20 protein-coding genes are annotated in these 18997 nt (G+C 71.8%); 12 read left to right on the forward strand and 8 right to left on the reverse strand.

The window, feature by feature from the left end:
• The first annotated feature begins 4 nt into the window (after positions 1–4).
• From mshB to ACE3QY_RS11490, 3 genes are read left to right on the forward strand one after another with little or no spacing between them, the layout of a single operon-like run.
• The gene (gene mshB, locus ACE3QY_RS11480; protein WP_374456161.1) at positions 5–910 is read left to right on the forward strand and encodes an N-acetyl-1-D-myo-inositol-2-amino-2-deoxy-alpha-D-glucopyranoside deacetylase; all 906 of its coding nucleotides are present in this window, start codon (positions 5–7) and stop codon (positions 908–910) included.
• Positions 907–1260, forward strand: coding sequence for a hypothetical protein (locus tag ACE3QY_RS11485; RefSeq protein WP_374456162.1), 354 nt, complete (start codon positions 907–909; stop codon positions 1258–1260). The genes mshB and ACE3QY_RS11485 overlap by 4 nt, the downstream gene beginning before the upstream one ends.
• Before the next feature lie 9 nt (positions 1261–1269).
• Entirely contained in the window at positions 1270–3021 is a 1752-nt protein-coding gene (locus ACE3QY_RS11490; protein ID WP_374456163.1) for a VanW family protein, read from the forward strand.
• On the opposite strand, the gene aspS is transcribed toward ACE3QY_RS11490, so the two are convergent.
• Both aspS and ACE3QY_RS11500 read right to left on the reverse strand, forming a co-directional pair.
• A complete protein-coding gene (aspS, locus tag ACE3QY_RS11495) occupies positions 3022–4290 on the reverse strand; it encodes an aspartate--tRNA(Asn) ligase (RefSeq protein WP_374456164.1) in 1269 nt (422 codons plus the stop codon).
• 221 nt (positions 4291–4511) lie between these two features.
• Positions 4512–5429: a GNAT family N-acetyltransferase gene (locus ACE3QY_RS11500; protein ID WP_374456165.1), complete on the reverse strand. Its 918-nt coding sequence runs from the start codon at positions 5427–5429 to the stop codon at positions 4512–4514.
• Positions 5430–5494: 65 nt separating this feature from the next.
• Between ACE3QY_RS11500 and fdxA the strand changes: the two genes are divergently transcribed.
• The 8 genes from fdxA to ACE3QY_RS11540 all read left to right on the forward strand — a co-directional run bounded on the left by fdxA (position 5495) and on the right by ACE3QY_RS11540 (position 14860).
• Positions 5495–5821 (forward strand): ferredoxin, encoded by a 327-nt coding sequence (fdxA, locus tag ACE3QY_RS11505; RefSeq protein ID WP_056604759.1) that lies wholly within the window; start codon positions 5495–5497, stop codon positions 5819–5821.
• The gene (dapC, locus tag ACE3QY_RS11510) at positions 5818–6924 is read left to right on the forward strand and encodes a succinyldiaminopimelate transaminase (protein ID WP_374456166.1); all 1107 of its coding nucleotides are present in this window, start codon (positions 5818–5820) and stop codon (positions 6922–6924) included. Before fdxA ends, dapC begins: the two co-directional genes overlap by 4 nt.
• 240 nt (positions 6925–7164) lie before the next feature.
• On the forward strand, positions 7165–8157 hold the full coding sequence (locus ACE3QY_RS11515; protein ID WP_374456167.1) for a LacI family DNA-binding transcriptional regulator: 993 nt from the start codon (positions 7165–7167) through the stop codon (positions 8155–8157).
• A 4-nt stretch (positions 8158–8161) separates the two neighbouring features.
• A complete protein-coding gene (locus ACE3QY_RS11520; RefSeq protein ID WP_374456168.1) occupies positions 8162–9454 on the forward strand; it encodes a sugar ABC transporter substrate-binding protein in 1293 nt (430 codons plus the stop codon).
• A 1-nt stretch (position 9455) separates the two neighbouring features.
• Positions 9456–10421, forward strand: a complete 966-nt coding sequence (locus ACE3QY_RS11525; protein ID WP_374456169.1) for a carbohydrate ABC transporter permease — start codon at positions 9456–9458, stop codon at positions 10419–10421.
• On the forward strand, positions 10418–11299 hold the full coding sequence (locus tag ACE3QY_RS11530; protein ID WP_374456170.1) for a carbohydrate ABC transporter permease: 882 nt from the start codon (positions 10418–10420) through the stop codon (positions 11297–11299). Before ACE3QY_RS11525 ends, ACE3QY_RS11530 begins: the two co-directional genes overlap by 4 nt.
• Before the next feature lie 38 nt (positions 11300–11337).
• Positions 11338–12963 (forward strand): glucoamylase family protein, encoded by a 1626-nt coding sequence (locus ACE3QY_RS11535; RefSeq protein WP_374456171.1) that lies wholly within the window; start codon positions 11338–11340, stop codon positions 12961–12963.
• Position 12964: 1 nt separating this feature from the next.
• Positions 12965–14860 carry a glycosyl hydrolase gene (locus ACE3QY_RS11540; RefSeq protein WP_374456172.1) on the forward strand — a complete coding sequence of 632 codons (1896 nt, stop codon included), beginning with the start codon at positions 12965–12967 and terminating at the stop codon, positions 14858–14860.
• On the opposite strand, the gene ACE3QY_RS11545 is transcribed toward ACE3QY_RS11540, so the two are convergent.
• Genes ACE3QY_RS11545 through ACE3QY_RS11570 form a run of 6 tightly spaced genes read right to left on the reverse strand, consistent with a single transcriptional unit; the run spans position 14820 to position 18191 of the window.
• On the reverse strand, positions 14820–14996 hold the full coding sequence (locus tag ACE3QY_RS11545) for a hypothetical protein (protein WP_374456173.1): 177 nt from the start codon (positions 14994–14996) through the stop codon (positions 14820–14822). The genes ACE3QY_RS11540 and ACE3QY_RS11545 overlap by 41 nt on opposite strands.
• A gap of 57 nt (positions 14997–15053) precedes the next feature.
• The gene (locus ACE3QY_RS11550; RefSeq protein ID WP_374456416.1) at positions 15054–16013 is read right to left on the reverse strand and encodes a hypothetical protein; all 960 of its coding nucleotides are present in this window, start codon (positions 16011–16013) and stop codon (positions 15054–15056) included.
• A 22-nt stretch (positions 16014–16035) separates the two neighbouring features.
• A complete protein-coding gene (gene dapD / locus ACE3QY_RS11555; protein WP_374456174.1) occupies positions 16036–16974 on the reverse strand; it encodes a 2,3,4,5-tetrahydropyridine-2,6-dicarboxylate N-succinyltransferase in 939 nt (312 codons plus the stop codon).
• 34 nt (positions 16975–17008) lie between these two features.
• Positions 17009–17545 carry a DinB family protein gene (locus tag ACE3QY_RS11560; RefSeq protein WP_374456417.1) on the reverse strand — a complete coding sequence of 179 codons (537 nt, stop codon included), beginning with the start codon at positions 17543–17545 and terminating at the stop codon, positions 17009–17011.
• A 56-nt stretch (positions 17546–17601) separates the two neighbouring features.
• A complete protein-coding gene (locus ACE3QY_RS11565; protein WP_374456175.1) occupies positions 17602–17796 on the reverse strand; it encodes a helix-turn-helix transcriptional regulator in 195 nt (64 codons plus the stop codon).
• Complete coding sequence (locus ACE3QY_RS11570) at positions 17796–18191, reverse strand: hypothetical protein (protein WP_374456176.1); 396 nt, start codon at positions 18189–18191, stop codon at positions 17796–17798. Before ACE3QY_RS11570 ends, ACE3QY_RS11565 begins: the two co-directional genes overlap by 1 nt.
• A gap of 117 nt (positions 18192–18308) precedes the next feature.
• On the opposite strand from ACE3QY_RS11570, the gene ACE3QY_RS11575 reads away from it, so the two are divergent.
• Positions 18309–18887: a hypothetical protein gene (locus ACE3QY_RS11575; protein WP_374456177.1), complete on the forward strand. Its 579-nt coding sequence runs from the start codon at positions 18309–18311 to the stop codon at positions 18885–18887.
• Positions 18888–18997: the final 110 nt, after the last annotated feature.

The raw sequence follows: 18997 nt of genomic DNA on the forward strand, positions 1-18997 counted from the left end.
AGTCATGACCCCCGACCGCCGCATGCTGCTCGTGCACGCCCACCCCGACGACGAGTCGATCAACAACGGCGCCACCATGGCGCGCTACGTCGACGAGGGCGTGGGAGTCACCCTCGTGACCTGCACGGCCGGCGAGATGGGGGAGGTGCTCGTGCCCGACCTCGCCCACCTCGCCTACGAGGAGAAGGGCGGGCTGGGGGAGCACCGCCGCGAGGAGCTCGTCGAGGCGATGAAGGTCCTCGGTGTCACCGACCACCGCTTCCTCGGCGGCTTCGGGCGCTTCCACGACTCAGGCATGGCCTGGCACGAGGAGGGCCACGCCATCCCGGCCGAGACGATCCCCGACAACGCCTTCTGGAACGCCGACCTCAACGAGGCCGCCGACGAGCTGGTGAAGGTGATCCGCGAGGTCCGGCCGCAGGTGCTCGTCACCTACGACCAGTTCGGCGGCTACGGCCACCCCGACCACATCCAGGCCCACCGCGTCGCGATGTACGGCGCCCAGCTCGCCGCCGCGCCGTCATACAAGCGTGAGCTCGGGGTCCCACACGACGTCGCGAAGATCTACTGGACCGCGATGAGCGAGTCGCGGATGCGCGAGAGCCTGCGCCAGCTGCGCGAGTCCGGCGACACCGAGACCTTCAAGGGCATGGAGCCCGACGGCAAGCTGCCGCCCTTCGTGACCCCCGACGAGCTGATCAGCGCGCGTGTCGACGGCGCGGCCACCGTGCAGCGCAAGATGGACGCGCTCGCCAAGCACGCGACGCAGGTCGAGCAGGACGGCCACTTCTTCGCCGGCGCTGAGAGCGGACACTCGTGGTGGTCGGAGGAGTTCTACCGCCTGGTCAAGGGCACCGAGGGCCCGAAGGACGCCGAGGGCTTCGAGCCGGACCTCTTCGCCGGTCTGTGAGGGTGCTCGCGGCCGTCGTCGTCGGGGTGCTGTCCGGGGCGGCCGGCACCGTGCTCCACCAGACGTGGTGGGGGCTGGCCCTCGCCCTGGCCACGGGCCTGGTGGTGCTGGCCTGGCTGCCCCCGGGCGGCGTACGCCTCGCCTTCGCGATCGGGTGGTGCGTGCCGGTGCTGCGGGGCGCGCTGGCCAAGCCGGCCGGCGGCTTCCTGGTGGGCGCGGACGCGATGGGGTGGTCGTTCGTGGCCGGGTCGCTGGTGCTGCTGGTGGCCGCCCTGGCGACGGTCGCCTCGGGTCGACGGCCTGTCCCGGGGAGCGGCGGGGATCCGGGAGAACGAGGGTCGCCCACCTAAACTCGCGGCGTGCCGAAGAACCAGCGCAGTGACGGGCAGCCCCGCGAGAAGGCCGGAGCCAGGGTCGTCGTGTGGCTGCTGCTCGGCCTCGTGGTGCTCTTCGGCGGGGCGTACGTCGCCGCGCACTACGTCGCCGGCGACAAGGTCCCGCGCGGCACGACCGTCTCCGGCGTCCGCATCGGTGGCCACTCCCAGGGCAAGGCGGCCGAGGTGCTGCGCGCCGGGCTGGCTGACAAGGTCGCACGCGACATCGCGACGACCGTCGAGGGCCAGGCGGTGGCGATCGACCCCGCCGAGGCCGGGCTCGGCGTCGACTACGACGCCTCGGTGGCCGAGGCCGGCGGCGCGGAGAGCTGGGACCCGGTCCGCCTCTGGAACTACTTCACCGGCGGTGACGACACCGAGGCCGAGGTGACCGTCGACGACGCGACCTACAACGCCTACCTCGCCCAGCTCGACGAGCAGCACGGCGCCGCCGCGCGGGACGGCGCGATCGCCTTCGAGGGCGAGCGCATCGTGACCACCGACGCCCGGACCGGCGCCGCCCTCGACCCGGCCGACACCCTGGCCGCGCTGGAGTCGGCGTTCCTCGCCGAGACGCCCGACGAGGTGGCCCTCGAGATGGCCACGGTGCAGCCCGACATCGACGGCTCCGACGTCGAGGAGGCGCTCGACGGCTTCGCCTCGCCGGCCGTCGCGGCCCCGGTGACGCTGAACTTCGAGGGGTCGTCGGTCAAGGTCTTCCCGGCCGACTACACGGCCGCCCTCAGCCTGGTGCCGACCGACGGTGAGCTGGTGCCGACCCTCGACCCCGGCAAGCTGACCGAGGTGGTGGGCTCGAAGGTGACGGCCGGGGCGCCGCAGGACGCCACCGTCACGCTCGTCGGCGGCAAGCCGCAGGTCGTGCCGGCCAAGCCCGGCGTGACCTTCGACCCGCAGCAGCTCGAGGCGGGCTTCCTCGAGGCCGTCGCCAAGCCGCAGGGCGAGCGCACGATCACCCTGGACGCCAAGGTCGCCAAGCCCGACTTCACCACCAAGGACGCCCGGGCACTGAAGGTCACCGAGCGGGTCTCCACCTTCACGACGTACTTCCCCTACGCGGAGTACCGCAACGTCAACATCGGCCGCGCCGCCGAGATCATCGACGGCACGCTGCTCAAGCCCGGCGAGACGTTCTCCCTCAACGACACGGTGGGGGAGCGGACCGTGGCGAACGGCTTCACCAAGGGCTACGTCATCAGCGACGGCATCCTCATCCAGGACCTCGGCGGCGGCGTCTCGCAGATGGCGACGACGCTCTTCAACGCGATGTTCTTCGCCGGTCTCGAGGACGTCGAGCACAAGCCGCACTCCTTCTACATCGACCGCTACCCGATCGGCCGCGAGGCGACGGTCGCCTGGGGTGCCGTCGACCTCCGCTTCACCAACGACACCCCCTACGGCGTCCTCATCCAGACCAGCGTGACCCCGTCGACGCCGACGTCGTCGGGCGTGGTGACCGCATCGATGTACTCCACGAAGTACTGGGACATCACCACGACCACCGGTGAGCGCTACAACCTGACCAAGCACAAGACCCGCCGGATCGACTCGCTGACCTGCCACCCCAACGAGGGCTTCGGCGGCTTCGACATCGACGTCACGCGCTACTTCGAGCCGGTCAACGGCAACACCGAGACCCGCGACGACGAGGTCTTCCACACGACGTACACGCCGAGCGACACGGTCATCTGCACCAACCCCGACGCCGTGGATGAATGATCACGGCGAGAGGCGGTGCAGGTCGCGCGGGAAGAGCGTGACCTCGCGGACGTTGGCCGCCTCGACCAGCCGGCCGACCCACCGCTCGAGCCCGATCGCGAACCCGCCGTGCGGCGGCATCCCGTGTCGGAAGGCCTGGAGGTACGCCAGGTAGTCCGCCGGGTCCTCGCCCCGCGCGCGGAGCGCCTCCTCGTACGTCGACGCGACGTGCAGGCGCTGCCCACCGGTGACCAGCTCCAGCCCCCGGAACAGCAGGTCGAACGACCGCGAGTGGACGGGGTCCTCCGGCTGTGGGTGCGTGTAGAACGGTCGCTTGGCCATCGGGTAGCCCTCGACGGCGAGGAAGTCGCTGCCGTGCTCGGCCAGCGCCCAGGCGCCGAGCGCGCGCTCGTGCTCGGGGGCGAGGTCGGGCTCGTCGGCGGGGGCGCCGACCAGGGCGAGGGCGTCGGCGAAGTGGATCACCGGGATCTCCGCGGGCACGACCGGCAGCCGGGCCCCGGTGCGTGCGACGGCCTCCTCGCAGTCGGCGACCGAGGCCACCATGCCGGCCAGCACCTCGCGCAGCACGGCCAGCACGTCGCGGTGGTCGCGGATGAAGCCGAGCTCGACGTCGAGCGAGCGGTACTCCGCGAGGTGGCGGACCGTGTCGTGCGGCTCGGCGCGGAAGACCGGCCCCACCTCGTAGACCCGCTCGAAGACGCCGACGAGCTGCTGCTTGTAGAACTGCGGGCTCTGGGCGAGGTACGCCGGTCGCCCGAAGTAGTCGACCGGGAAGACGTTCGCCCCCGACTCGGTGGCCGACTCGACGAGCTTCGGCGTCGCGACCTCCGTGAAGCCGAGCCCGTCGAGCGTGGTCCGGAAGCCCTTCAGGGAGGCTGCCGCCAGCTCCCACAGTGCCCGCTGCGCCGGGTGCCGCCACAGCACCGGCGCGTGGTCGAGCAGCGTCGGCAGCGACGCGTCCAGGGTCGGCCGCCACAGCTCGACCGGCGGCGTCGCGGCAGGCTCGGTGAGGGGCTCGACCGCCGCCTCGGTGACCTCGACGCCGCCCGGCGCCTGGGCGTTGGCCGTGGCGGTCCCGGTGACCCGGACGACGGTCTCCTCGGGTGGCACCTCGGTCCCGGCTGGCAGCACGACCTGGGCCAGGCCGCTGCGGTCGCGCAGCACGACGAAGGTGACGCGGGCGAGCTCGCGGCGCCGGTGCACCCAGCCCTCGAGCGTGACGGCCGAGCCGGGCTCGGCGGTGGCGAGCGACGTACAGAGCGTTCTCATGTGTTCCTCCAGGTGGATGAGGCCCTGGAGGTGTGGGCGGGGGCTAGGTCGCGGTGCCACCACACCTTCGCCGGACGGAGATGGTCCGGCCTCTCGTCGGTGACGTCGTACGCACGGACGCCGCTGCGCTGCCGGGTTGCAGGGGGTGTGTCAGGCCCCGCGGTCGTCGAGGGAATGGTGCGTCGGCCCCCGCGCGACCGGCAACCCATTTGCGGACGAGGTCAGCTGCCCACGAGGTAGCGGTTGGTGTGGTGGGTGACGAAGCCGTGCCGCTCGTAGAGCGCGATCGCTGCGTCGTTGACGGTCTCGACGTGCAGCATCGCCGTGGTCGCGCCGCGCGAGGCACCCCAGTCGAGCACCTCCGCGAGCAGCGCCGTACCCAGCCCGCGACGCCGCTCACCGGGGTCGACGAGGAGGCTCTCGACGAGCAGCCAGTCGCCGGACAGGACACCGCGACCGCTGGCGGCGCCGGCGTCGAGGCTCACCACGACCGCGCTCGCCGAATCGTCGATCTCGGCGGGCACGTCGGGTGCGACCTGTCGTACGGACCGGAGGGCGCGCGCCACCGACGCCAGCTGCGCGTGCGCGTCGCCGTCGCCGAGCGAGGAGAACCCCAGCGGTGCGAGGGTCTGCTCGACCTGCGACCCCCCCTGGACCTGGATGTACGCCGCCTGCTCGCGCGCGGCGTAGAACTCCCGCACGCGGAACGCCGCGTCCGCCCAGCCGATGCCGGGCTCGTCCATCGCCAGTGCCGAGTTGCCCCGGCGGCGCAGCCGACCCCCGTGCGGAGGGGAGGCGCGCAGCAGCCAGTCGCCCAGCGGCTCGGTCTCGATCGAGGACCAGAGCGCTCCGATGTGCAGCTCCACCTCGCGCGGCGAGACCCGCGCCCGCACGGAGGCGCGGGGCGGCACCGGCTTGCCGGTCACCAGGTCGGCGAGGCGGACGACGACCGGACCGTGCCCGTCGCGGTCGATGGTGATCGTGTCCGCGCCCCAGGCCGTACAGGTGCCGAGGACGTCGGTCGCGCGACCGTCGGGGAGCAGGTGGCGCACCACGATCCGCTGCCCGACGACGTGCGGGCCGAGCGTGTGGTGGCCCACTCCGGTCTCGCCGGTGTGGGGTTCTGACGGATCGGGCACTCCCGGATACTAGAGTGGAGCGACACGTTCCCCATCCGTGCCCGATCCGTGTTCAGGAGGACCTGGTGACCTACGTCATCGCCCAGCCGTGCGTCGACCTCAAGGACCGCGCGTGCGTCGACGAGTGCCCCGTCGACTGCATCTACGAGGGCAAGCGGATGCTCTACATCCACCCCGACGAGTGCGTCGACTGCGGCGCCTGCGAGCCGGTCTGCCCGGTCGAGGCGATCTTCTACGAGGACGACACCCCGGAGGAGTGGAAGGGCTACTACGACGCCAACGTCCACTTCTTCGACGACCTCGGCTCGCCCGGTGGCGCCGCGAAGATGGGCGTCATCGACAAGGACCACGAGCTCGTCGCCGCGCTGCCCCCGCAGGAGCACGACGAGTGACGTCCCTGCCGGTCTCCGGCCGGCTCCCGGACTTCCCCTGGGACAAGCTCACGACGTACGCCGCGACGGCGCGCGCCCACGCCGACGGGGTCTGTGACCTCTCGGTCGGCACCCCCGTCGACCCGACGCCCGCGGTCGTCCAGGACGCGCTGCGGGCGGCCGCGGACTCGCCGGGCTACCCGACCACGATCGGCCTCGAGGCGACCCGGCAGGCGGCCATCGACTGGCTGGCCCGGCGCCACGGCGTCACCGGGCTCGGCCTCGACGGCGTCCTCCCGGTGATCGGCTCCAAGGAGCTGATCGGCTCGATGGCCGTGCACCTCGGCATCGGCGCCGGCGACCTCATCGGCTACCCCGCGCTGGCCTACCCGACGTACGAGGTCGGTGCCGCGCTGGCGGGCGCGGAGAGCCTGGCGACCGACTCGCTCACGGCGTTCGGCCCGCGCACGCCGAGGCTGCTGTGGCTCAACAGCCCGGCCAACCCGAGCGGACGCGTGCTGCCGCTCGACCACCTGCGCAAGGTCGTCGACTGGTGCCGCGAGCGCGGCACGATCCTGGTCTCCGACGAGTGCTACGTCGAGTGTGCGTGGGAGGGGGAGCAGCCCCTCTCGATCCTCGACCCGCAGGTCAACGGCGGCTCGCTCGACGGCATCCTCGCCGTCCACTCGCTGTCCAAGCGCTCCAACCTCGCGGGCTACCGCTGCGCCTTCGTCGCCGGCGACCCCGCCCTGGTCGGCGAGCTGCTCGCCGTCCGCAAGAACCTCGGCCTCCAGATGCCCGGCCCCCAGCAGCGCGCGATGATCGCCGCCCTCGACGACGACGCGCACGCCGTCGAGCAGCACGCCCGCTACGCCGCCCGCCGGGCGAAGCTGAAGGAGGCCCTCCAGCGGGCCGGCTTCCGCATCGACCACTCCGAGGCCTCGCTCTACCTCTGGAGCACCCGCGGCGAGGACTGCTGGAAGACCGTGGCCGACCTCGCCGGGCTGGGCATCCTGGTCGCGCCGGGCGAGTTCTACGGCCGCGCCGGCCGTGAGCACGTCCGGGTCGCCTTCACCGCCACCGACGAGCGCATCGACGCCGCGGTCGCCCGCCTCTCCGCCTGACGTACGCCCGTCGCACGAGCGGTGGCCCACCCACATTTCCGGCCGGCCGAATGTAGGTGGACCACCGCCCGTGGGCGTGGCGTCCAGGACACGACGTGCGGCGGTGGTCGACCCACATTCCGAGCGTCCCGAATGTAGGTGGGCCACCGCTCCGTCGGGGGAGGGGTTGACAGAACCCTGTGACCAGGGTCACCGTGTAACCGGTTTCAGTAACCGGTTTCACCGATCAGAGGGAGTGGCATGGCGTCGACGATCCGCGACGTGGCCCGGCGGGCCGGCGTCTCCATCGCCACCGTCTCGCGGGCGATGCGGGATCCCTCGGTCGTCAGCCAGCAGACCCTCCACCGGGTGCAGACCGCGGCCAGCGAGCTCGACTACACGCCCTCGCACCTCGGCCGCCAGCTGGCCGAGCGCCGGCACGCCGCCAACGGCATCGTCTTCCCCGACCTGTCCGGCCCCTACTACGCAGAGGTCGTCCTCGGCTACGAGGACGTCGCCGCCGAACTGGGCCGCGCGGTCCTGATCCTCGCCACGCACGGCCGGCCGGCCGCGGCCGAGATGATCACCCGGCTCGCCGGCCGCTGCGACGGCCTCGTGGTGCTGGCCGGCCACACCGTCTCCGACGAGGTCCTGGTCGGCCTGGCGGAGCGCGGCGTACCCCTGGTGACCGCGGCCCGTCCCGCGCTCCCGGGCGTCGACTCCGTCCGGGCCGAGAACCGGTCCACCGCCGAGGCCCTCGCCACCCACCTCGTCGAGTCGGGTGCCCGGTCGATCACCTTCCTCGGTGACCCCGAGGGCGCGCCCGACGTCGCCGAGCGCCTCGCCGGGATCAGCGCCGGCGCCGACGCGGCGGGCGTCGAGGTCCGGGTGCTCCCGGTCGCGAACATGGACGAGCAGGGCGGCGCGCGAGCGGGGGAGGACCTCTGCCAGCAGCCCGGCGACCTCCCCGACGCGATCGCGTGCGCCAACGACGAGCTCGCCCTCGGGCTGATGACCACGCTGCGGACCCGCGGCGTCGTCGCCCCGCGCGACGTCCTCGTCACCGGCTGGGACGACATCATGGCCGCCCGCTACGCCGAGCTGACCACCGTCCGGCAGCCCCTCCACGACCTGGGCGCCACGGCGGCGCGCTTCCTCGACGACCTCATCGAGGGTCGCCGGGCCGAGCCGCGCCACCAGGTGCTCCCCACCGAGCTCATCGTTCGATCCAGCAGTTCCCCCCGCGAAAGGTAAGAACATGACCGCCACCACCATCCGACGCACCGCACGCGCGGGCGCCGTCCTCGGGCTCGCCTCGCTGGCGCTCGTGGCCTGCGGCCGCGACTCCGGCAGCGACGGCCCCGCCGAGCAGGGCGAGGCCATCGACGAGGGCAAGGCCACCGGCACCATCGAGGTGTGGGCGATGGGCACCGAGGGCGAGGTCCTCGGCGACTTCGCCAAGGCCTTCACCGAGGACAACCCCGACGCGAAGGTCGAGGTGACCGCGGTCCCGTGGGAGAGCGCCCACGAGAAGATCGCCAACGCCATCGCCGCGGGCGAGACGCCCGACGTGACGCTGGTCGGCACGACGTGGATGGGCGAGTTCGCGGAGGCCGGCGGCCTCGACCCGCTCCCCGAGGACCTGGTCTCGTCCTCCGACTTCTTCGAGGGAGCGTGGGGCAGCACCGAGGTGGGCGGCACGTCGTACGGCGTCCCCTGGTACGTCGAGACGCGCGTCCTCTACTACCGCAAGGACCTCGCCCAGAAGGCCGGCTGGGACAAGCCGCCGGCCACGTGGGAGGAGCTCAAGCAGTTCACCACCGACCTGCAGGACAAGGGCAGCGCCGAGTACGGCATCCAGCTCCCGGCCGGCGGCACCGGCTCGTGGCAGACGATGCTGCCCTTCGCCTGGTCCAACGGCGCCGGTGTCACCAACGAGGACGGCACCGAGTACACCCTCGACAGCGCCGAGATGACCGAGGCGCTGGAGTACTACAAGGGCTACTTCGACGAGGGCATCTCCCCGACCCGCCTGCTCGACGCCGGTGAGCTCGAGAGCGGCTTCGCCGACGGCACCTACGGCTCGTTCATCTCCGGCCCGTGGCACACCGGCCTGGTCGAGGACCAGGGCGTGACCGAGGACCAGTACGCCGTCGCGCCGCTGCCCGGCAAGGACAGCGGCCCGGGCACGTCGTTCGTCGGTGGGGGTGACCTCGCGGTCTTCGCCGACTCCGACAACAAGGAGAGCGCCTGGAAGCTCGTGCAGTGGCTCGCCGACCCCGGCACCCAGCAGGACTTCTACGAGGAGATGGGCGACCTGCCGGCCGTCTCCGCCGCCTGGGACTCCGGCGAGCTCGCCGAGGACCCGCAGCTGAGCGTCTTCGGCGACCAGCTCGACCACGCCCTCGCCCCGCCGGCGGTGCCGACGTGGGAGGAGGTCGCCACGGTGATCGACGGCGAGGTCGAGAAGGCGACCAAGGGCGACACGTCCGTCGAGGACGCGGTGGCCGAGATGCAGCGCCAGGCCGCCCAGATCGGCACCGGTCTGTGACATGAGCGCCTCCACCAGCGCCCCTCCGGCGTCCGGGAAGACCCGGGCGCCGGAGCGGGGCACGCCCTCTCGCCACGTCGACCCGACGCGGCAGCAGCAGGCGGTCGCCGCGTGGGTGCTCGCCCTGCCGTTCGTCCTGCTGTTCGTGGTGTTCAGCCTCGGCCCCGTGCTCGCCAGCCTGGGGATGAGCTTCACCGACATGCGGCGCACCGACATCCGCGACCCGTTCGCGGTGGAGCCCGTCGGCCTGGAGAACTACGCGAACCTCGTGCAGGACCCGCTGTTCCGCAAGGTCACCCTGAACACGCTGCTCTACCTGCTGCTCGGGGTCCCGCTGACGATGGCGGTGGCGCTGGCCGTCGCGGTCGGCATCAACCGCATCGAGCGGTTCCGCGGCTTCTTCCGCGTGGGCTACTACCTGCCCGTCGTCACCAGCATCGTCGCCGTGTCGGTGGTCTGGAAGTACCTCTACCGGGACAACGGCGGGCTGTTCAACACCGTCCTCGGCTGGGTCGGGATCGACGGCCCCGGCTGGCTGGACAGCACGACGTTGTCGCTGCCCTCGCTGGTCCTGATGGCCGTCTGGCGCAACTTCGGCACCCTGATGGTGATCTTCCTGGCCGGCCTGCAGACGATCCCGGCCGAGGTCAACGAGGCGGCGGAGGTCGACGGCGCCAGCGGCTGGTCCCGCTTCCGCCACGTGACGCTCCCGATGCTCCGGCCCACCCTGCTCTTCGGCGCGGTGATCACCGGCCTGGGCTACCTCCAGTTCTTCGAGGAGGCCTTCGTGATGACCAAGGGCGGCCCGCTCGACTCGACCCGCTCGATCACCTACTTCACCTACGACCAGTTCGGCTTCGGCAACTACGGCTACGCCGCCGCGGCCAGCTACCTGCTGTTCCTCGCGGTCGTGCTGCTCACCTGGGCGCAGTTCCGCTGGCTCGGCGAGAGGGAGGCCAAGCGATGACCGTCGTCGACGAGCGCGTGGGAAACACCACGCAGCCGCCCGCGTCCCGCGAGGGCGGGGCCTGGCGTCGTACGCCGAGGTGGCTGTACGCCGTCCTCGGCGGAGGACTGGTGTTGGTCGTGCTGCCGTTCCTCTGGATGGTCCTCTCGAGCATCAAGCCCGAGGCCGAGGCACGCGCCGTGCCGCCGACATGGTGGCCGGAGACGATGACCCTCGAGAACTACGACACCCTCTTCACCAAGCTCGACTTCCCGACGTACTTCATGAACTCGGCGATCGTCGCGCTGGCCGTGACGGCCGGCAACATGGTGTTCTGCTCGATGCTCGGCTACGCGCTGGCCAAGCTCGACTTCCCGGGCAAGCGAGCGCTCTTCGGGATCGTGCTCGGCACGATGATGATCCCCGGCGTCGTGACGTTCGTGCCGCTCTTCGTGCTGACCACGAACCTCGGGCTGTCCAACACCCTGCTCGGGATGATCCTGCCGTTCCTCGCCGGACCGTTCGGCGTCTTCCTGATGCGGCAGTACATCCAGTCGCTGCCCGACGAGCTGATCCAGGCCGCCCGCATCGACGGCGCCGGCGAGCTGCGGATCTTCTTCTCGGTGATCCTGCCGCTGTGCGGGCCGGCGCTGGCGACGCTCGGGATCCTGACGTTCCTCACCTCGTGGAACAACTTCCTCTGGCCGCTCGTGGTCGCGCAGACGGAGGAGAAGTACACGCTGCCCGTGGCGCTCGCGCTCTACGCCGTCGGCCAGAACGCCACCCAGTACGGGCTCCTGCTCGCCGGCTCCGTCGTCGTCGTGCTGCCCGTTCTCGCCATCTTCCTGGTCCTGCAGCGCCACATCATGCAGGGCATCGCCATGACCGGAATCAAGTAACCCACCGCCCCCCACTCGGGACTGGAGGCACCACCCCCATGAGAACGCTGAAGCTCCGCTCACCCCTGACCGCCGCGGTCGTCGGCGCCGCCACGGCCACCCTGCTGGCCGTGTCGTCCACCCCTGCGGCGACGGCCGGCGACCGCGGCCCCACCCCGGACCAGTCCGCCGACCCCTCCGCAGGCAACGGCTCCACCCGGGCCGTCCTCGAGGGCTACCTCGCCGACAGCTGGGACTCCATGGCTGCGATGACCGACGAGTCCACGGGCCTGCCCGCCGACAACATCGGCGGCGGCCTCGACGAGGCGTCGCGCAGCACGTACACCTCCCCGACGAACATCGGCGCCTACCTCTGGAGCACCGTCGTCGCGCGCGACACCCGCCTGATCTCCCGCCGCGAGGCCACGGAGCGCGTCCGTACGACGCTGCGCACGGTCGCCGGGCTGGAGAAGCACGAGCCGTCGGGCATGTTCTACAACTGGTACGACCCGGCGACCGGCGCGAAGCTCACGACCTGGCCGGAGAACGGCGACCCGGTCCACCCCTTCGCCTCCAGCGTCGACAACGCGTGGCTGGCCACCGGCCTTCTCGTCACCGAGCGCGCCATCCCGCAGCTCGCCCGCCAGGCACGCGCCATCCGGGCGCAGATGGACTTCGGCTACTACTACAACGGGGCCGAGGGGGTCCGCAAGGACCCGGCCGACCCGACCGCGCAGGTCGGCGGCCAGATCCGCGGCGGCTTCTGGGTCGACCCGCCCCCGGGCTGCTCGGTCGCCGGCAACTACCGCGGTGACGAGGACGTCTACTTCACCTGCCACCACTACGGCGCCTTCAACACCGAGCCGCGGATGGCGTCCTACCTCGGCATCGCCGCCGGCCAGATCCCGCAGCGCCACTACTTCGGCACCATGCGCACCTTCCCGCCGACCTGCGACTGGTCGTGGACCGAGACGAAGCCGACGGGCGAGTGGCGTCGCTACGAGGGCGTCGACGTCTTCGAGGGCACGCTGCCCTACCGCGGCACCAAGGTCGTCCCCACCTGGGGTGGCAGCATGTTCGAGGCGCTGATGGTGCCGCTGTTCGTGCCCGAGGAGCGCTGGGGGCCCCGCTCGTGGGGCGTGAACCACCCGCTCTACGTCCAGGGCCAGATCGAGCACGGCATGGACGAGGCCGGCTACGGCTACTGGGGCTTCTCGCCCTCCAACGACCCGGCCGGCGGCTACCGCGAGTACGGCGTGGACGCGCTCGGCATGGACGGTCCCGGCTACACCTCCGACCAGGAGCGCACCGACTGGGACCAGCCCTACGAGGGCTGCCCCGACCGGGCCGGCGAGCCCGCGCCGACGACGTACGGCGACGGGGTGGTGACGCCGCACGCGTCCTTCCTCGCCCTGCGCTACGCACCCCGCGAGGCGCTGGCCAACCTGGCCAACCTGCGTGAGGACTTCGACGCCTACGGTCCCGGCGGCTTCTACGACGCCATCGGCACCCGTAGCGGGCAGGTGTCCCACGAGTACCTCGCCCTCGACCAGGGCATGGTCGTCGCCGCCCTCGGCAACGCCCTGACCCGCGACGCCCTACGCGACTACGTCAGCCGCGGCGCGATGGAGTCGAAGCTGCGCCCGCTCATGCACGAAGAGGTCTTCTCCTCGGAAGGACGATGACGTGACCCAGACCAGCCCCTCCTCCACCGATGCCCGCACCGACTGGGAGAACCGGATCGGGCAGCGCACCGACCCGACCTTCGGCGGTGACGCGCCCCGGCTCGACCCGCCGGCCCGGATCCGGGCCGAGGCGGGCGGCCACCAGGTGACCCTGACGTGGGACGAGGTGCCCGGCGCCGTCGGCTACCAGGTCTACGCCGCCGACGAGCCCTACGGGGACTACCAGCCGCTCGACCACGCCGGCCGCGACGTGCTGGCGGTGCCGCACCCGCCGTACGCCGACACGACCGGCACGCCGGAGCGCGAGCGGTGGTACCGCGTCGCGACGCTCACCGACGTCCACGTCGAGGGCGAGCTCTCCGGGCCGGTGTCGGCGGCGTCGCTGCCGTCGACGTCGACCCCGGTCGTGGTCTCCGTCGACGCGGCGCGGCCCACCGGCGAGCTGCACCGGCCGTGGCGACCGATGATCGGCAGCGAGCACCTGTCGTACGCGCTCTCCACGGACACGGTGGGCGGGCGCGTGATCGGCGAGGAGCTCACCTCCGCGCTGTCCGCGGCGCGGCGGGAGCTCGGCGTCACCCACGTCCGGGCGCACGCGATCCTCAACGACGACAACGCCGTCTACCGCGAGGTCGACGGCGAGCCGGTGCACGACTTCGCCGGCGTCGACAAGGTCTACGACCACCTGCGCAGCCTCGACCTCTACCCGGTCGTCGAGCTGTCGTTCATGCCGCACGACCTGGCCTCCGACCCGTCGAAGACGGTCTTCGAGTACGCCGCGATCGTCTCGCCGCCCAAGGACTGGCAGCGCTGGCACGACCTCGTCCGCGACCTCACCCAGCACCTCGCCGACCGCTACGGCCTCGAGGACCTCGTCGAGCACTGGTCCTTCGAGGTGTGGAACGAGGCGAACCTCGAGGTCTTCTGGTCCGGCACCCCGGCGGAGTACCTCAAGCTGTACGACGTCACCGCCGCGGCCGTGAAGTCGGTCGACCCACGGCTCCGGGTCGGCGGGCCGTCGTCCGCCGCGTCGGGCTGGGTCGAGGAGCTGCTGACCCACGCCGACGAATCCGGCGCCCCGGTCGACTTCGTCACCACGCACACCTACGGCTCGCCGCCGCTGGACTTCCGCCCGGCGCTGGAGCGCCACGGGCGGGAGGGCGTGCCGATCTGGTGGACCGAGTGGGGCGTCACCCCGACCCACTTCTACGAGATCAGCGACGCCGTCTTCGCCGGCACCTTCCTGCTCCGCGGGATGGCCTCGGCGATGCGCGACCGCCGGATCGAGGCGCTGTCCTACTGGGTCGTCTCCGACCACTTCGAGGAGCTCGGGCGTCCGCCGGAGCTGCTCCACGGCGGCTTCGGCCTCCGCACGGTCGGCGAGCTCCGCAAGCCCCGCTGGTGGGCGCTGGCCCTGCTCGAGCGGCTCGGCGAGCAGCAGCTGCCCGTCTCGTCCTCCGGCGACGGCGCGGACTCCCTGGTGGAGTCCCTCGCCGCTCGTGGGGAGGCCGGCGAGGTGACCGTCCTGACGTGGAACCTCACCCTCGACCAGACCAAGGCGTCCGGCTCCCCGGGGCTGGCCCGCCACGTGCGGGTCGAGGTGCGCGGCCTCGCGCCGGCGACGACGTACACGCTCCGGCACGAGCGGGTAGACGACGAGCACTCCGACATCGCGGCCGTCTGGGGGCGGATCCGGGAGGCCGACCAGGCCTGGCCGACCGACGAGCAGTGGGCACAGCTGCGCGAGGCCGACCGCCTCGACGTGCTGGCGCCCGACTCCGAGGTCACCGCCGACGCGTCCGGCAACCTGGTGCTCGAGTACGACCTGCCGATGCCGGCGATGTCGCTGCTGACCCTCAGCCCTGGTCCTGCGCGAGCCGGAGAGCCTTCTCGGTGAAGTAGTTGACCTCGCCCTCGGCGTCCTCGACGCCGAAGACGAACGTGCCGGAGGGCGTGGCGCGGACGTCGACGACCTTGCCACGTCCGCGGGTGGTGAGGACGTCGGTGCCCGGCTGGAAGATGGATTGACCCATGCTGGGATTGTGCGGGCCGCGCGCGGCGTCCGCCTCCCCCGCGAGACGGATCTTCCGTCAGTCGATCACGTCGACGTGGACGTGGTCGCGGTGCTCGAGGATCCGGCGGTCGCCGCGCGAGGACGACGGCACGCGGTAGTCGGTCCACCCGTCGTCGGAGCGCGAGCCGGCGTGCCAGATCCGGTCGTCGAAGATGATCGTGTTGACGTCGAGGCGGTCGGCGTTGGCCACCAGCCAGGTGGCCATCGCCCAGCCGCGCTGCTTGTTCTCGGCGTTGATCGGGCGGACGAAGACGTCGATCGCGCGACCCTCGTAGTGGGCGGAGCCCTCCATGTGGCCCGTCGAGATCCCGCCGGGCTCGAACCCGCCCAGGGACAGGGTGCCGAAGACCGTCTGCAGCTCCTCGCGCACGACGGTCGCACGGGGCACCAGCCCGCTCTCGTCGAGCTCGTCGGTCGCCTCCTCGGCGTCGCCCGGCACGTCGCACCACAGGGCGCGCGGCGAGTTGCCGGTGAGCGCCGAGGCCAGGGCGCGGCCGTCCTCCTCGTGGTCGGCGTACGCGTCCGGGTAGGCCGAGCGCTGCACCGCCTGCGCGGCCTCGGTGATCTCCATCTCGCGGTAGCCGTCGACCTTGGCGAGCGCGTCGTAGAAGGCGTTGGTCGCGTAGACCGGGTCCATCAGCTGCTGGACCGAGCCCCAGCCCTGCGACGGGCGCTGCTGGAAGAGCCCGACGGAGTCGCGGTCGCCGTAGTCGATGTTGTAGAGCTTCGACTCCTGGAACGCCGTTGCGAGCGCGATGCTCGCGGCCCGCGCCGGCATCCCGCGCTCGATCGAGATGGCGGTGATCAGGGCGGCGTTCTCCGCCTGCTCGAGGTCGACCTCGACGGTGTGGCCGTCGACCTCGGCGGTGCAACCGCTCGTGTCGAGCAGGCTCGGCACGCCGCCGCGGTCCACGAGCACGAACGCGGCCGCCACCGCCCCGAGGGCCACCACCGCGCCGACGGCGGCCGTACGCATCGACGGCACGGGTCGCTCCGGGCTAGTTGGCGTGCAGCGCGGCGTTGAGGGCGATGCCGTCGCCCTTCCACGCCACTGCCTCGACGGCACCGCTGACCGAGTTGCGGCGGAACAGCACGTTGCTCGCACCTGACAGGGTCGCCGCCTTGACCACTTGCGGCTTGCCGTCCATGTCCTTGATGGTCACCTTCGTGCCCGCGGTGACGTAGCAGCCGGCCTCGACGACGCAGTCGTCGCCGAGGGAGATGCCGATGCCGGCGTTGGCGCCGATCAGGCAGCGCTGGCCGACCGAGACGACCTCCTTGCCGCCTCCCGAGAGGGTGCCCATGATCGAGGAGCCGCCGCCCACGTCGGAGCCGTCGCCCACGACGACGCCGGCCGAGATGCGGCCCTCGACCATGGAGGAGCCGAGCGTGCCGGCGTTGAAGTTCACGAAACCCTCGTGCATGACGGTCGTGCCCTCGGCCAGGTGGGCGCCGAGGCGCACCCGGTCGGCGTCGGCGATGCGGACGCCGGTGGGGAGGACGTAGTCGGTCATCCGCGGGAACTTGTCGACCCCGAAGACCTGAACCACGTGACCGGGCACGACGGTGCGCAGCTTGGCGCGCACCTGCTCGAAGCCCTCGACCGCGCACGGGCCGGCGGAGGTCCACACCACGTTGGCGAGGAGGCCGAAGATGCCGTCGAGGTTGACGCCGTGGGGCTTCACGAGGCGGTGGCTGAGCAGGTGGAGCCGCAGCCAGACGTCCTCGGTGCTCGTCGGGGCGGAGCCCAGGTCGTCGATCTCCACCAGGCGTACGACGCGGGTGACGCCGCGCAGCTCGTCCTCACCGCCGTCGAGGTAGGCGAGCTCCTCCGAGGGGTCGCCCTCGGTCGTCCCGAGGACGGGGGAGGGGAACCACGCGTCGAGGACGGTGTCGCCGTGCAGGGTCAGCAGGCCGTAGCCGGAGGCAGCAGTCACCCGACAAGCCTACGGAAGCCACCCCATCGGGTGGCTACTGGCCGGTGCGACCGTCGATGCACTCGCGGACCAGGTCGGCGTGCCCGCAGTGCCGGGCGTACTCCTCGACCATGTGCACGACGATGTCGCGGACCTCGGTCGGGTCGCCGTGCACGTCGACGACCGTGTCGAGGTCGGTGCGGTCGAGGACCTCGCGGGCGTAGGCGATCTCGGCCTGCCACAGCGCGTGCGACTCGCGGACCAGGTCGTCGTCGACCTCGGGGAAGTCGAAGCCGGCGTCCTCGCCCTCCGCCTGGAAGAGCCGCGGGATGTCCATCCGCTCCTCGATCACCCGGCGGAACCAGCTCTGCTCGACCCGCGCCATGTGGCGTACGAGCCCGAGCAGGGAGATGTTCGACGGCGGCACCGACTTCGTCGCCAGCTGCTGCGCGTCGAGCCCGTCGCACTTCAGCGCCAGCGTCTGGCGGTAGTGCTCGAGGTAGCCCACCAGGCACGCTTTCTCGCCGAGCGTCGGCTGCTCCTGCATCCGGGGGTCCTGGTCCTGGGGCAGCCACATGCCGTCGAAGTTCATGGTCGCCACCCAACCCTCCACCCGCGAGGTCGTGCAACGTGGTTTGGTGCCACCGCTCACTCCCGCGGCGTGAACACCTCGTCCACGCGGACCTCGAAGAGGGCGGCGATGCGGAACGCGAGCGAGAGGCGCGGGTCGAAGTGGCCCTTCTCGATGGAGATGACCGTCTGGCGGCTCACTCCCAGGGCGTCGGCACAGTCCGCCTGGGACATGGCAGCACTTTCGCGGAGCGACTTCAGGGTGTTGTGCATCAGCCTTCCCGGCGCTGCAGGATTGCGTAGCGCGCCGCGGCGTCGGCCATCGCGATGACGACGAAGGCCACGGTGGGCACCGCGTCGGTGCCGAGCACGGCCGTCGCCGTCGTCGCGATGCCCAGCACGAGCAGCAGGTCGAGGAAGGCGCCGCTCGTCGCCTGGGTGATCCACTGCATCTCGACCGACTCCTCGTCGTGCGCCGGCCGGTCGTCGTTCGCGCGCAGCAGTGACACGAGCCCGATCCAGCACGGGAGGGACATGACGCCGAAGGTCACCAGGCGGAGCTGGTCCATGCCGCCGGTCTGGGCATAGGCGGCGACGGTGCCGGTGAGTGCCGCCAGGACGATGCCCACGGCTCCCGCCAGGAGCCAGCTGGTGCGGATCTCGGTCATGTGCCCCCCTGGGGTGATGTAAGACTTCTTTGACACGATGGTGGCTGGCCCCGAAGGCGATGTCAAGTTTCCTTGACATTCACTGCGGGTGGGTCGGGCCCACCTACCCTGTGCGACATGCCCGGCGGTGAGCTCCTCGTCCTCTTCGGCCCGCCCGCCGTCGGCAAGATGACCGTCGGCCGGGCGGTGTGCGCCGCCTCCGACTTCCGGCTGTTCCACAACCACCACACCATCGAGCCGCTGCACGAGGTCTTCGGCCAGCAGAGCCCCGCCTTCCGCACCCTCAACGCCGAGTTCCGCCGGCGGGTGATCGAGGAGGCGGCGGTCCACGACGTACGCCTGGTCTTCACCACCGTCTGGAACCTCGCCGGAGACGGGGACGCCGCCTACTTCCGGAGCCTCGTCGCGCCCTACGCCGACCGCGGGCTCCCGGTGCGCTTCGTCGAGCTGTACGCCGACCTCGACACGCGGTTGGCCCGCAACGACGGCCACGACCGGCTGGCCGCCAAGCCCTCGAAGCGTGACCTCGCCGCGTCCGAGGCGCACGTGCGCGCGCGCGAGGCGGCGTTCACGATGAACACCTCCCCGGAGGTGACGCTCCCCGGTGACCAAGTGCTGGCGGACTTCCCCCACCTCCGCCTCGACACCACCGACCTCTCCCCGGCCGACGCCGCCGCCCACATCCTCGCGACGTAGTCCAGTGGCGGATGGTCGTCAGCCCGCGGTAGTCCAGTGGCAGATGGCGGTGGATCGGCCCGCTGGGGGGCCCACAGCCCCAGGGCGAGCCCCCCACCTCGCGCCCGGAC

The sequence above is a fragment of the Nocardioides sp. genome (genome assembly GCF_041913365.1).
Taxonomy (GTDB): Bacteria; Actinomycetota; Actinomycetes; order Propionibacteriales; family Nocardioidaceae; genus Nocardioides.

Bases quoted from the DNA above. Each gene is read 5' to 3' on its own strand.
- ACE3QY_RS11560 (WP_374456417.1), bottom strand. From the start codon at position 17,545: ATGAACTTCGACGGCATGTGGCTGCCCCAGGACCAGGACCCCCGGATG.
- ACE3QY_RS11530 (WP_374456170.1), top strand. From the start codon at position 10,418: ATGACCGTCGTCGACGAGCGCGTGGGAAACACCACGCAGCCGCCCGCG.
- ACE3QY_RS11515 (WP_374456167.1), top strand. From the start codon at position 7,165: ATGGCGTCGACGATCCGCGACGTGGCCCGGCGGGCCGGCGTCTCCATC.
- ACE3QY_RS11570 (WP_374456176.1), bottom strand. From the start codon at position 18,191: ATGACCGAGATCCGCACCAGCTGGCTCCTGGCGGGAGCCGTGGGCATC.
- ACE3QY_RS11575 (WP_374456177.1), top strand. From the start codon at position 18,309: ATGCCCGGCGGTGAGCTCCTCGTCCTCTTCGGCCCGCCCGCCGTCGGC.
- ACE3QY_RS11550 (WP_374456416.1), bottom strand. From the start codon at position 16,013: ATGCGTACGGCCGCCGTCGGCGCGGTGGTGGCCCTCGGGGCGGTGGCG.
- ACE3QY_RS11535 (WP_374456171.1), top strand. From the start codon at position 11,338: ATGAGAACGCTGAAGCTCCGCTCACCCCTGACCGCCGCGGTCGTCGGC.
- mshB (WP_374456161.1), top strand. From the start codon at position 5: ATGACCCCCGACCGCCGCATGCTGCTCGTGCACGCCCACCCCGACGAC.
- ACE3QY_RS11520 (WP_374456168.1), top strand. From the start codon at position 8,162: ATGACCGCCACCACCATCCGACGCACCGCACGCGCGGGCGCCGTCCTC.
- ACE3QY_RS11565 (WP_374456175.1), bottom strand. From the start codon at position 17,796: ATGCACAACACCCTGAAGTCGCTCCGCGAAAGTGCTGCCATGTCCCAG.
- ACE3QY_RS11525 (WP_374456169.1), top strand. From the start codon at position 9,456: ATGAGCGCCTCCACCAGCGCCCCTCCGGCGTCCGGGAAGACCCGGGCG.
- aspS (WP_374456164.1), bottom strand. From the start codon at position 4,290: ATGAGAACGCTCTGTACGTCGCTCGCCACCGCCGAGCCCGGCTCGGCC.
- ACE3QY_RS11545 (WP_374456173.1), bottom strand. From the start codon at position 14,996: ATGGGTCAATCCATCTTCCAGCCGGGCACCGACGTCCTCACCACCCGC.